This is a genomic window from Leyella lascolaii, assembly GCF_900079775.1.
In the GTDB taxonomy this organism is placed as follows: domain Bacteria; phylum Bacteroidota; class Bacteroidia; order Bacteroidales; family Bacteroidaceae; genus Prevotella; species Prevotella lascolaii.
On record NZ_LT556044.1, the window covers coordinates 86,170 to 99,594 of the forward strand.

Consider the following 13,425-nt stretch of genomic DNA (forward strand, 5'->3'; position numbering starts at 1 on the left):
TTTTGGGGTTCCATTTATGTTATGTTGTTTTTCTTAAACAATCACGTATATTCTTTGCAAAATATATCAGTTTATATGGTTCATGCTATTGTGTATTTTTCAGTTATGGGGTTTTGTGTATGTTAATTTGTTATATGTAAATGTGATTAAGGAATTTTTCCATCAGTTTAAATCGTATATTTTTATATGTGACAATGCATATTATATGTTTATGATTACCGAACATTACACTCTTTTGATTGGCGGGATATATGTTCGCGGCATCTGAAAATAAATGTGTAAAACTGTACTTTGATTATTATATGTGTACACTAATAACTTACATGCAATGTTGAAGCACATATCGCATCTCAAATTCCATTTTCAGATAGTCTTCTAATGAAATGTCGATAGATTTCAAAGAACAGATGTTGTCACATATCTGTCCGGTCTCCAAGAGTTTTTGACTGCATGGTCCCAAGCATAAGGGAAGAATCTTACAGTTAAGGCATCTTGCATTGTCGAACGTTGGTTTATTAATGCGTTTTCGAATTTTTTCCTCGTCCCATAGGATGCCACCTTCATCTGTCAATAATCCTTCGCTTGTCTCCGGTGTAAGTGTTCTGCCATTGCATTTATACAGTTTGCCATTGTAATTTACTATCATAAAGTCATGAGTGTCAGACGGACATGAAACTTTCTTTCTCCTGAACACTCCGTGGGTTATAGTATAGCCGGCGTTGATAAATTTTCTGAAAGTGTCAATCAACAATTCACGTTGTTCGTCGTCAACAAGATGGCGTGTCTGCCATACTCTTTCAAAATGTATTATGACATTATTCTTGTTTACACCTTCTAAATCTGCAATAAGACTGTCTATTTTTCTTAGTGTTTGATTGTCGTAGTTTATTCTTATTGTTACAGTCGGATCATCCGTGAAAGTGTTTTTTATGGAATTAGAGATTATTTTAACTGCGTTTATAATTGTATCATAAGTACCTTTATTATCCTTTTTCCATATTCTTACACTGTCATGTTTTTCCTTAGTCCCGTCAAGTGTGATTTGGAATAAAGGGTTTATATCATGCAGTTTACCAATCATATCCTCATTAATTAATGAGGCGTTGGTCACGAAGAATGTAGAGAATTTTATTCCGTTACTCTCGGCAAACTCCTTGATTCTGATAGACAAAGGATATGCAATATCATCAAAGTTGGTTAATGGCTCTCCTCCAAAAAAACCGATTAGAAGTGATTCATAATGTTTTGTTTTTAATTTGTTTATTACTGCATTGTATGTTGTCTGCATTACCTTCGGAGACATTAACGAGTTGGCAACATGTGACTCATAACAATACCAGCATTTGAGATTGCAGTCTTGAGTTGGATAAATCATTATATATAAGCTGTCATCCCCTCTGACTGCTTTATCATAATTTGACTTTATTATTGATAATTCATTGGTGTCATCGTCAATAATCATTCCTAATGATTTTAGATTCTCAAAAACAGCCTTGTGATTATAATGAAACTCACTGAAATCTTTTGTTTCATTGAATTCCGTAGCAATTCGATTCGACAGACCGACAAACTTATCAGTAAATGAATTGTATATTATACAAAAGCCTTTTGCAGGAATCAGTATATTATATTTACTGTGTTTCATATGTATCTAATTTAAAGACATAAATTATTAACGAATACAGACATAAAGTTTATGATATATTTGTAAATAATTTATGTCTTGATTCATAATTTTTTCATGTAGGATAGAACTTCTCACTCGTGTTCTGGTGTACCAGGATTAATTGGTGTACCAGGATTAATTGGTCCAGTCGGTCTGTCTGGTTTAATAATAGGATCAATATTTTTTATAAATCCTCCACAGTTGATGCCGCATGAGGTTCCACAATTTGATCCACAATTGTTTCCACAATTACTTCCACAACTGTTTCCACAACTCATGCCACAATTTGATCCACAAGTAATTCCGTCGCTGACTCCTCCTCGAATGTTAATCAATTCCTCTTCATCAAGAATGATAGAATCTAAAAATTTAAAATCCATAACTTTTGATAGTTTTTTTGCTCTCTAACAGCTTCGAGCGTTGCTACTTTTTTACTATATGTTCTGTTATTATGTTTCTGCATGTATAAACAGTCTGTGCTAATTACAATATTTCTACTTTAAATTTGCGGATGTCGTATAACTTTTCATCGAAATTTTCGATTTAAAGGTAATTTATTTATTTGTTGTATACGAAGATTCTGTGTTTCAATTTCCACGAAATTTATATATAGACTGAAGTTTTGTAATCTTTGATTAATATAGTTTTGGCTTTCTTATATCGCAAAGTAACGTTAAATTCGTATATGAAGCAAATCAAATGTCAGTTTATATTTCACAAAAATTTCACAAAAAGGTATACTATCGGTTGTCAAATGATTAACTGTTAGTAGAGCTTAATGTATTAATGGTTTGATTATAAGCTGATTATATATGTGTCAAAATCTTTAGGAGAGCCGTCAATACCTGTTAATTTCATCAACAGTCTTTTACGGATATTCGATATGTTGGATTGTGACAGGTCTGTCAATATGCTTATGTCTGATGGAGTAAAGCCTGTCCTGACCAGCAGACATATGATATATTCATTGTCATTTACAATGTTTTCTATTCTACGGAATTCAGGTTCGTCAATGACGACTTCTTTCAGCATCGCCATTTCTTCACTTGACATGTGGACAAAATCTTTCCTTGCATGGTGCTTTAATTGTTTTACTATAGTTTTGTCAGCGTATTTGTCAATATTGCAGCCCTTCGCGTTTATCTTTTCATATTTTTTGTTTTTACGGTTAAGCTCTTCTATTAAGGCGTCCTTTTCCTTTATTATATTGATATACTCGGCTTTCTGCCTTTCGCCAAGTCTGTGAAGTCTGTCAATTGACTGTTCAAGTTTGTGTATCTGGCGTTTATTGTCGTCGTTGGTTTTTCTCTGCAGTTCTATTTCTCTACATTTCTCCGTGATTACATGTGCCATAAGCTCTCTTCTGTGTTTATGGATGCTGCACAGTCCAATACGTGTTTTCTTAAGAGTGTCAATTTGTTTTTTATAATTCATCACATCTCTTATGTGTGCCCGCCTTTCTATCCTTATATAAGCCCAAAAGGCTAATGCTACAAGTGGTACCGTGATTATAATGGCAATTGTAGTCCCGGTCCTGTTGAAAGTGTATACATTGGCTGACTGCTTATCTACTGTACATTCATTCATGTGTTTCTGTTGCAGATGCACCGATTTATTATATCTGACATATTGCCGTTGATTCGCTTCTGTCAATGAGTCAGCATATGGCGTGTTTCTCGTCAACGTATTATCTCCACACGAAAATAGCGTAATAAACGCAAGCGATAGTGCTATGTGTGTTATTATGGTTTTATAATATACAAAAAAGTGGGTCTCAGCCATCTTCATACTTTCTTGCTATGATATTATTGTTTACGTTTTGTTTCAAGCAAAGATAGCAATTTTACATCAGATTGGAAATAATATTTACAGTTTGTTAGGCAAGATGTCGTATATCTATCCATCTTTCCGTGTTATGTAACAATGATGTGTGATTCGGTCCGTCGTTTGATATGCTTTCCGGTAAGAATAAGGCAGTATGTCTTGAAGATTGACGCTTCAGGAAACAATAGGTTTTGTCTATAATGAAAGTAATAAGAAAACAGTTATTCTATATGGATTCTATTAATATTGCAGTTTAAGGGTTGTTGTATAATAATGCTTGAACAAACTCTCAACAGAGTAGGGGTGTTCTTTGAAAAGTCCGAACATTGCGCTTCCACTTCCGCTCATTTGTGCATACACGGCTCCATTACTGTACAGCGTGTTTTTTATTTCCTGCAATTCAGGATAATCCTTGAATGCCTGTTCTTCGAAATCATTTGACAGCAGGTCTTTCCATGTCTCCACCGGCTGTCCTACAATGTCACGGCAACACATCTCAGGATAATGAGGGTGTATGTGTGCATATGCCTCTTTTGTAGATATTGCTACGGAGGGCTTTATTATAACGGCATAGTAGCCTGTGAGTGTCGTTGCCATATTGACAGGTGTAAGACAAGAGCCTATGCCGGTTGCAAATGCAGGCTTTGAATCGATGAAGAACGCGCAGTCAGCTCCAAGTCTGGCAGCATATTCTTTCAGTCTGTGGTTGCCGATGTTTAGCCCAAACAAATCATCAAGTGCCCTTAGCATGTATGCGGCATCGCTCGAGCCTCCGCCCAAACCAGCCTGTGAAGGAATGTTCTTGAACAAATGCACATGTATACGCGGTATGTCATAATCAGACGCAATAATATTGTATGCCTTGACAATTATATTGTCCTTATCCTCACAGTCTATTTTATTTCCGGAAATCTTTATGTCACATGCCGTTTCAGAAGGAAAACGTTCGTCCATGACATTTATTTCCAAAGCATCGTATAATGGAACAGGGATAAATACAGTTTCCAGATTATGATAGCCGTCCGCACGTCTTTCTACAACATTCAGACCGAGGTTTAACTTTGCACAGGGTGATACCAGCATGATGATTTAGTATAAGATTATGGTTGAAGCATTAAGCTCCAACCATAATGATGTGATATATTGTTTATTTATTTGATTTTATCTTATCCACATATGCGTCTATTACAGCGATGGCAGTCACATTTACAATGTCGCGTACTGAACTTTCGAAATCTGTGAAATGTATCGGTTTGTTCAGTCCCATCTGTATCGGACCGATTATCTCCGCATCCGGATCTAAAGCCTGAAGCAGCTTGTAGCTTCCGTTGGCACTGCTCATGTTCGGGAAAATGAGCGTGTTCACATCAAGTCCTTTCAGACGTGTGAACGGATATTTGTCGTCTCTTAGTTCTTTGTTTAATGCAAAGTTTACCTGCATTTCACCGTCTATTATCATATCCGGATATCTCTGTTGCAGTTCAGCTACGGCGTTGTGAACTTTCAGCGGACTGCCTATGTCGTCTGTTCCGAAGTTAGAATAGCTTATCATCGCAATGTGTGGCTCCTCGTTGAAGAATCTCACCGTATGTGCGGAAAGCCTTGCGATATCAATGAGCACACTTTCGTCTGGATGACGGTTTATCAGAGTGTCCGCAATATAATATGTTCCTTTCTTTGTATTGAGGATGTGCATAGTCCCAAACGTGTTGTATTCCGGACGTATGCCTATTACTTCCTTTGCAACCTTTATGGTGTTTGAGTATTTGGTGTACAAACCTGTGATAAACGCGTCTGCCTCACCTGTCTCCACCATCATCATTCCAAAATAGTTGCGTTCATACATTTTGTCGTATGCTTCCTGGAATGTGTAACCTTGGCGTGCACGTTTTTCGGCAAGGTGTTTTGCAAATGTGGCACGGCGTCCCTGCTCCTGGTCCGCACGCATATCTATGAGCTGAATGCCTGTCAGGTCAAGCTTAAGACGTTGTGCAAGGCGATTCAGTCTGTCCGGATTGCCTAACAGAATTGGAATGCAGATGCCTTCCGCTTTTGCCTGCACGGCAGCTTTCATCATTGTCGGATGCGCTCCTTCCGCAAAAACAACACGTTGAGGGTGCATACGGGCTGTGTCATGCAGGTTGCGTGTAAGCTTTGTCTCCTGCCCAAGCAACTGCATCAGGTTCTTTTTGTACGAATCCCAGTCAGTTATAATGTGGCGCGCAACACCGCTTTCTATAGCACTTTTTGCAACAGCTGCACTTACTTCTGTGATAAGGCGCGGGTCAACCGGTTTGGGAATGAAATATTTCGGCCCGAACGTAAGGTCGTTTACATGATATACTTCATTAACAACGTCGGGAACCGGTTGTTTTGCCAAATCTGCAATAGCATTCACAGCAGCCAGTTTCATTTCCTCATTTATCGCTTTTGCGTGTACGTCAAGCGCTCCACGGAATATATACGGGAATCCTATGACATTATTTATCTGGTTAGGATAATCGCTTCTTCCTGTTGACATAAGGACGTCGGGGCGGCTTGCCATCGCATCCTCATAACTGATTTCAGGGACAGGATTGGCAAGAGCAAACACAATAGGATTATCATTCATCGAACGTATCATGTCTTGGGTGAGTATATTCCCTTTTGACAATCCTACAAACACGTCTGCTCCATTTATAGCCTCTTCCAACGTATGTATGTCTGTGCGGTCTGTAGCAAACATCTTCTTTTGCGGAGTCAGGTTTTCCCGATCCTTAGTGATGACTCCCTTGGAGTCAAGCATAACGATGTTTTCTAACTTCGCTCCCAATGCAACATACAGTTTTGTACAGCTGATAGCTGCCGCACCGGCTCCGTTTACAACAATCCTTACTTTTGATATGTCTTTGCCGGCAACCTCCAATGCATTCCTCAGACCCGCTGCGGATATTATGGCTGTTCCATGCTGGTCGTCGTGCATTACGGGTATATCAAGGGTTTTCTTTAATCTTTCCTCTATATAAAAACATTCAGGAGCCTTGATATCCTCAAGGTTAATACCGCCAAAGGTTGGGGCGATTTTCTCTACCGCCTCGCAGAATTTCTCCGGGTCTTTCTCGTCTATCTCGATATCAAAAACATCGATTCCACCGTATATTTTGAACAGAAGACCTTTGCCTTCCATTACAGGCTTGCCGCTCATGGCACCTATGTCACCAAGTCCGAGTACAGCGGTTCCATTGGAAATCACTGCGACAAGATTACCTTTATCCGTATATTTGTAAACATCGTTCGGATTTTTTTGTATTTCAATACACGGATAGGCTACGCCTGGTGAATATGCAAGACTGAGGTCTGTTTGTGTATGATATGGTTTTGTTGGTTTTACTTCAATTTTGCCCGGACGTCCGTTCATATGATAATCCAGGGCACTTTCTTTTGTTATTTTTACCATATACTTATATTTGATGATTTTCTTTTTATTTGAATACGAACGCAAAGTTAATAAAAAACTGACAAAGCGATTTCGGTTTCACATTTTTTTATAACTTTGTCACAAAACTAACATGTATGCATAAAAACAGTTCTCAGACAAACTACAGACAACAGCTGCGCGAGAAGATACTGCAAACATCAATGGCTGAGTTTATGAGCAAAGGTATCAGAGCTGTTAAAATGGATGATATTGCGGCACTATTGGGTATATCCAAGCGTACGTTATATGAGATATATTCAAATAAGGAGGAGCTTTTGCTTGAAGGAGTCAAGTATCAGGAGGAACAATATGACGCCCACATGAAGTCGTTTGAAAAGGACCCCTCCCATAATGTTATTGATATAATAATAGAGTTCTATAACAGACAGATTCGGTGGCTGTCCGGTGTGAATCCATTGTATTTTTCCGACATACATAAATATGACCAGGTAATGTCATATTTTGAAGCCCGCGATTCTGAACGTAAGCAAGATAAAATGAAGTTTTATCAGCGCGGGGTGCGTGAGGGCGTGTTTCGTGATGATGTTGATTATGATGTACTTTCACGAATATTGAATGCTTCAATAGAGTATGTGAAGCAGTCGAAGATGTATAAAGAATATGATTTTACCCGTATCCTCAACAATATCATCATTCTTTTCATACGCGGTGTATGCACATACGACGGTATCAGGCAGTTTGACGCCCTGCTGAATTCGCGCCTATAAGCGCACTGCGCTTTTGACGCCTTTTATCGTCCTCAGCTTTCTCAATAGTGATTCAAGTCTTGATGTGTCGTCTATCTGAATTACAATATTGCCCCTGAACAGTCCGTCGTTGCTGTCGATGTTTATAGATCTCATAACGATTTTCTCTTCTTTGGAAATGACGCTTGTGATGTTGTTTACAATGCCGATGTCATCGTTTCCTATTATTCTCAAGGTAATATTATATTGAGAAGAACCTTTCCCGCTCCACCGTGCTTTTACTATTCTGTATCCGAAGCGTTTTCTGAGTTCTGGCGCATTTGGACAATTGGTACAGTGAATCTTTATTCCTCCGTTTATAGTGACAAATCCGAATATCGGATCACCATATATAGGATGGCAGCATTTAGCGAGGGTATAGTCAATTCCCATAAGATCTCTGTCGATAACAAGAACGTCCTCATGTGTGTGGTCCCTGTCATCATTGTGATTCTCATAACTGAATTCCTCGGCAGACCGTATGACTCCCGGACCGTTCAGATTCAGATCATGATTTCTGACATCAATATACGTTTCTATTACATTGTTTATGTCGAGTTTCTCGTCTGTCAGTTGTTTGTAGAAGTCGGAAGTCTCCTTGAACCCTAATTTTTTTATCATGTGAGCCATTATGCTCTCATCCATTTCTATTTTCCTGTTCTTGAGCTTTCGGGCAATCATTTCCTTTGCGTACAATCCTTCCTTAACCTGAGTCTCTCTCAGTGCAAGTTTGATTTTCGATTTTGCCCTTCCTGTCTTTACTATATTAAGCCAGTCGCGTTTGGGAGTCTGATTGCTCTGTGTTATTATCTCCACCTGATCACCGGAATGCAGTATTTCTCTTATCGATACATTCTTGTCATTAATTCTTGCCCCGACACATTTGTTGCCTATACCGGAATGAATATGGTATGCGAAATCAAGTACTGTCGCTCCTTTGGGAAACTTGAACAGGTCGCCCTTTGGGGTGAATACAAACACCTCGTCTTCATATAAATCCATTTTAAACTGATCCATAAGCTGCATGTCGTCGTTTGTCTCGAGGGCATTGCGTATGTTTCCCAACCATTCGTCAAGACCGGTCTCTCCCTTGATGCCTTTATATCTCCAATGGGCGGCAAGTCCGCGTTCTGCTATCTCGTCCATCCTTTCTGTGCGTATCTGCACCTCCACCCATTTGTTTTCAGGACCGAGTACAGTTATGTGCAGACTCTCATAGCCGTTTGATTTAGGCACAGAAAGCCAGTCGCGCAGTCTTTTGGGATTTGGCATATACATATCCGTAATGAGAGAGTATGTCTGCCAACAAAGCATTTTCTCTTTTTCTACGGGCGAATCAATGATAATACGGATTGCAAACAGGTCATATATCCCCTCGAAGGCACATTTTTGTTTTTTCATCTTCTGCCATATGGAATGAATGCTTTTGGTCCGTCCTTTCACATGGCATTTTATTCCCATCCTGTGCAGTTGTTCTTCAATTGGCTGTATGAATCTTTCTATATATGCATCGCGTGATTTCTTTGTGGCGTTGAGTTTTTCCTTTATTGCATAGTATGCGTCATGTTCAAGATATTTGAGACTTAAATCCTCAAGCTCGCTTTTCAGCTTGTATAGTCCGAGTTTGTGGGCGAGTGGGGCGTAGAGATAACTTGCCTCTTCTGATACTTTGCGTTTTGCCTCCTCATTGTCAGTGTCCCTTATCTGTCTCATCAGACACACTCTTTCTGCTATCATAATCAAAATGACACGCATGTCTTCCGCAAAGGACAGCAGCAGACTTTTGAAGTTCTCACTCTCAATGACCGGATTCTTACTGTACAGGTTCTGGATTCTCACAAGTCCGTGTATTATCTGTGCGACGCCCTTGCCGAATGTGGTTTCTATTATTTCTATGGAACTGTCGTCATTCGTGACAATGTTATACAGTAATATAGCCAACACACAGTCACGTTTCATACCTATCTCCTGCAGTTCGATTTCTGCTGTCTGAATGCTTAGCAATATCGGATTGAGTCCGAATACGTCTCTCTCTATACTGTTTTCGTCAATCGCAGTTTTTATGAACTGTCTCAGGTTCTTTTCGTCATCAGGCATCAGAGATTCGCCCAACACATCGCGTAAATACCTTATGATGCGTACAGACTCCGTCTTTTCGTCCTTTGTGAATCTTAATATTTCTGCCATAACTGTGTTTATCTATATTAAGTTTGGACACAAAGTTACAAAAAATACCTTTAATGTTTCGCGTTTATAAAAAAAGTAACTAAATTTGTAACGAGTATACAACAATTTACATAAACTGACTGATATGTTATCTCAAAAAGACCTAAAGCAAATATCATTAATTGGAATCACTGAAGAACAAGTAGAACATCAGCTTGATGATATAAAGAAGGGTTTCCCGTTCCTCAAGATTGAATCTGCCGCTTCCGTCGGAAAGGGCATTATGTCACCGTCGGAAAATGAGATGAATGATTATCTTGCCAAATGGGACGCTTATCTTAACGGAGGACATAAGATTGTCAAGTTTGTTCCTGCAAGTGGCGCGGCAAGCCGCATGTTCAAGAATCTATATTCTTTTCTGGACGCAGACTATAGCAAGCCTGAAACAGAATTTGAGAAGGTGTTTTTTGAAAACATTAAAAAATTCGCCTTTAAGAAAGAACTGTGCGACACATGCAAGAGAAATGAGGGCAAATGTGTGACATGTCTGATTGACAATGGTGAATACAAGGCTATTGTTGAGAATCTGTTGGAGCCGAAGGGCTTAAACTACGGGAGGCTTCCTAAAGGTCTGCTACTTTTCCACAGTTATGATGACGGCCCGCGGACACCGATGGAGGAACATCTTGTTGAAGCCGCGCTATATGCCAAGTCTGACGGGAAAGCAAACGTTCATTTCACCGTATCACACGATCATATTGAGCTTTTTAAACAGAAAGTTGCAGAGAAAGCTGATAAGTATGCGGCTATGTTCAATGTAAAGTATGATATAAGCTTTTCAGAACAGAAAGCTAGCACAGACACAATTGCGGCAAATCCGGACAATACAGCGTTCAGAAATGAAGACGGGTCGTTGCTTTTCAGACCAGGCGGGCATGGTGCCCTGATTGAAAATCTAAATGATATTGACGCTGATGTTATTTTCATAAAGAATATAGACAATGTTGTGCCTGACAGACTGAAGGATGATACTGTTAAGTATAAGAAATTGCTTGCCGGCATCCTTGTTGATCTTCAGTCACGTGCATTTGCTTATCTTAATCTGCTTGATACAGGCAAATACACTCACGCACAACTTGAGGAAATAATTCGGTTTGTACAGAGAGATTTGTGTTGCAGACGTACCGACATAAAGGAACTCGAAGATGCCGAGCTTGTGATATATCTGAGAAACAAACTGAACAGACCAATGAGGGTTTGTGGAATGGTGAAGAATGTGGGCGAACCGGGTGGAGGTCCGTTCCTTTGCTACAATCAAGACGGCACTGTGAGTCTTCAGATTCTTGAATCAAGCCAGATAGACAAGAGTAATGATGAATATGTGCGTATGTTCAAAGAGGGCACTCATTTCAATCCTGTTGACCTTGTATGTGCCACAAAAGACTACAAAGGCAGACCGTTCCATCTTCCGGATTACGTAGACAAGTCGACCGGATTCATCAGCTCTAAAAGCAAAAACGGAAAAGAACTTAAGGCTCTTGAACTTCCCGGTTTGTGGAATGGAGCAATGAGTGATTGGAACACGGTGTTTGTAGAAGTCCCCATATCAACGTTCAACCCAGTCAAGACGGTCAACGATTTGTTGAGAGAACAGCACCAGTAAGCAATTTATAAATACACACACCTATTATAAGTTATATTTAATCCCCGAGAGTCATATTGTTACTTTCGGGGATTTACGTTCTTAATCCATAATCAGCCGTTTTCTTTCATCCGCATTTCATTCTGCTGGAATATAAATATTTTTGGAGATAAAACGAATCAAGTGACTTCTGGATATTCATACACGGACTTGAATCGTATGCTTTTTCCTTATTTTCATTATATTATATTGAAATATTCAGGAAACACAAATTTACTGCGTATGTTTATGATGTCAGTCTTGTCCGTGTGTTGAAATGCATTATGACTGTACGCATGAATGGTTACGGACTATTGTGAAGATATGATAACTTTATGCAAAGTTATATAAATAAATGTTCTGCTGTTTCTGTCATAGAATATATTTTTGTATATTCACTACGTTAAACACACAAACCTCTAAGAAACAAATTAAATTATGAAAACACATGTATTTATGGTTTTTGTCATCACGTCTGTGTTTGCAATTCCTTATGACAATTTGCATTCATGATTTTATTTTATGTATTTAGAAGCGTAGAACAACCAAAAACAATCAGAAATATCCAAACATAAACATTTAATTATCAGTACATTCTAAAAATTAACACTTTTCGGCTGCTTTTTGATGCTTCCCAAATTTCCACATATTTTTGAGACGTATTTCTGACGTGGAGAATTTGCGGGGCTTGTTTTTTGTCACACCGTGCAGACAGTTGACAAGGGTTTACAACCGTTTACGACAAGCGACAATATCCGCCCCGACATTCAGTGACGGTCACATCGTGTAGAAAGGCGACAACCGTTGACTGCCGTTTACATCCGTTCACCACTTCAGGAATATAGGATTGAAGAAATGAACCAGTAAACGATAAAGCAGTATGAAAGCAACCCGAAAATGCAGTTTTTGCGGCAAGTCCTTTGTAACCCGCAGCGGAATGCAAAGGTATTGCAGCGAGGCTTGTCAGGCGGAAGCCCGGCGAGCCAGAATGACACAGAAGAACAACCTCTTCAAAGCCGTCCGGCCAATCATGGAGATACAGCATCAGGAGTATCTCACCTTTTCCAAAGCAGCCATACTCATGGGCTGTTCCCGACAGTACATCTATAAACTTGTAGCCATGGGCAAGCTGAAAGCCTCACGCATCAGCAACCGCATGGCATTCATCCGCAGAGCCGACATCGAGCGGATGCTGGAGAGCAATCCCTACCACCGCATCCTGCCCGGCAGCACTTCCACACCGAAAAAATCCGCTTCATCTTCCTTCCCGGCGAAAAAAGAAAAAAGGGAAAAGGTAACCGATGAAGTGCCGGACTTCTATTCCGGTGAAGAGGTGATGTCCCTTTATAAGGTCAAACAGTCATGGCTCTATACCACCGCCAAACGCAATCGCATTTCCATCTGCCGTATCGCTGGAAAGAACTATTACAGCAAGAAGCATGTTGACGAGTTCTTCGGTACGGCTGTTGATATGGACAGTATCACCGACTGGCTCCTGACCGAAGAAGCGGAAGAGCAGTTCGGCATGAAGCCTGCCGCACTCCGGGCATACGCCTACCGGCACAGGATACCGACCAAAAGAGAATACGGCCGCACCTATTACTCCAAGTCCCATCTGGACGAACTCCGCAGAACCGACCTTGTGAACGACGAGCGTTATTACACCGTGGAACAGGTCCGGCAGATTTACGGACTTTCCTCAGCCAACATCTGCCATATCGTCAAGGTTAGGCACATCGAAAAGATAAAGGTCGGCGTGAAGAACCTGCTTCTACGCTCCGACGTGGAGCGTGTCATGGCTGAAAGGAACAAATAACCGCAAGCAACCGCCATTACTCGAAAATTATTTTAAAATGATTGTCGTGGAGATATTCACGGCTGTTTC

The 13,425-nt window shown here is 40.0% G+C and carries 9 protein-coding genes; 3 read left to right on the plus strand and 6 right to left on the minus strand.

Features of this window, described 5'->3' with window-relative positions; translation table 11 throughout:
• Positions 1-319 precede the first annotated feature (319 nt).
• From BN4609_RS10070 to BN4609_RS10085, 5 genes are all read right to left on the minus strand, one after another.
• Positions 320-1,645, minus strand: a complete 1,326-nt coding sequence (locus tag BN4609_RS10070) for a radical SAM/SPASM domain-containing protein (protein ID WP_068856569.1) — start codon at positions 1,643-1,645, stop codon at positions 320-322.
• 113 nt (positions 1,646-1,758) lie between these two features.
• Positions 1,759-2,046, minus strand: a complete 288-nt coding sequence (locus BN4609_RS16555; protein WP_164071637.1) for a hypothetical protein — start codon at positions 2,044-2,046, stop codon at positions 1,759-1,761.
• Between the two features lie 415 nt (positions 2,047-2,461).
• Positions 2,462-3,253: a hypothetical protein gene (locus BN4609_RS10075; protein ID WP_164071638.1), complete on the minus strand. Its 792-nt coding sequence runs from the start codon at positions 3,251-3,253 to the stop codon at positions 2,462-2,464.
• A gap of 477 nt (positions 3,254-3,730) precedes the next feature.
• A complete protein-coding gene (gene ispE, locus BN4609_RS10080) occupies positions 3,731-4,573 on the minus strand; it encodes a 4-(cytidine 5'-diphospho)-2-C-methyl-D-erythritol kinase (protein WP_068856571.1) in 843 nt (280 codons plus the stop codon).
• A gap of 64 nt (positions 4,574-4,637) precedes the next feature.
• Positions 4,638-6,926, minus strand: coding sequence for an NADP-dependent malic enzyme (locus BN4609_RS10085; RefSeq protein WP_068856572.1), 2,289 nt, complete (start codon positions 6,924-6,926; stop codon positions 4,638-4,640).
• Positions 6,927-7,042: 116 nt separating this feature from the next.
• Here BN4609_RS10085 and BN4609_RS10090 point away from each other — a divergent pair, with 116 nt between their 5' ends.
• On the plus strand, positions 7,043-7,675 hold the full coding sequence (locus BN4609_RS10090) for a TetR/AcrR family transcriptional regulator (protein WP_021993154.1): 633 nt from the start codon (positions 7,043-7,045) through the stop codon (positions 7,673-7,675).
• Here BN4609_RS10090 and BN4609_RS10095 read toward each other — a convergent pair.
• Positions 7,670-9,880: a RelA/SpoT family protein gene (locus BN4609_RS10095; RefSeq protein WP_068856573.1), complete on the minus strand. Its 2,211-nt coding sequence runs from the start codon at positions 9,878-9,880 to the stop codon at positions 7,670-7,672. The two genes, BN4609_RS10090 and BN4609_RS10095, sit on opposite strands and share 6 nt — an antisense overlap.
• Positions 9,881-10,004: 124 nt before the next feature.
• On the opposite strand from BN4609_RS10095, the gene BN4609_RS10100 reads away from it, so the two are divergent.
• Together BN4609_RS10100 and BN4609_RS10105 are read left to right on the plus strand one after the other, a co-directional pair.
• Positions 10,005-11,522: a DUF4301 family protein gene (locus BN4609_RS10100; RefSeq protein WP_068856574.1), complete on the plus strand. Its 1,518-nt coding sequence runs from the start codon at positions 10,005-10,007 to the stop codon at positions 11,520-11,522.
• A gap of 898 nt (positions 11,523-12,420) precedes the next feature.
• Positions 12,421-13,356, plus strand: a complete 936-nt coding sequence (locus BN4609_RS10105; RefSeq protein WP_042519994.1) for a helix-turn-helix transcriptional regulator — start codon at positions 12,421-12,423, stop codon at positions 13,354-13,356.
• The last annotated feature ends 69 nt before the right edge of the window (positions 13,357-13,425 follow it).

Bases quoted from the DNA above. Each gene is read 5' to 3' on its own strand.
- BN4609_RS10085 (WP_068856572.1), bottom strand. From the start codon at position 6,926: ATGGTAAAAATAACAAAAGAAAGTGCCCTGGATTATCATATGAACGGA.
- BN4609_RS10070 (WP_068856569.1), bottom strand. From the start codon at position 1,645: ATGAAACACAGTAAATATAATATACTGATTCCTGCAAAAGGCTTTTGT.
- BN4609_RS10100 (WP_068856574.1), top strand. From the start codon at position 10,005: ATGTTATCTCAAAAAGACCTAAAGCAAATATCATTAATTGGAATCACT.
- BN4609_RS10105 (WP_042519994.1), top strand. From the start codon at position 12,421: ATGAAAGCAACCCGAAAATGCAGTTTTTGCGGCAAGTCCTTTGTAACC.
- BN4609_RS16555 (WP_164071637.1), bottom strand. From the start codon at position 2,046: ATGGATTTTAAATTTTTAGATTCTATCATTCTTGATGAAGAGGAATTG.
- ispE (WP_068856571.1), bottom strand. From the start codon at position 4,573: ATGCTGGTATCACCCTGTGCAAAGTTAAACCTCGGTCTGAATGTTGTA.
- BN4609_RS10090 (WP_021993154.1), top strand. From the start codon at position 7,043: ATGCATAAAAACAGTTCTCAGACAAACTACAGACAACAGCTGCGCGAG.
- BN4609_RS10095 (WP_068856573.1), bottom strand. From the start codon at position 9,880: ATGGCAGAAATATTAAGATTCACAAAGGACGAAAAGACGGAGTCTGTA.
- BN4609_RS10075 (WP_164071638.1), bottom strand. From the start codon at position 3,253: ATGAATGAATGTACAGTAGATAAGCAGTCAGCCAATGTATACACTTTC.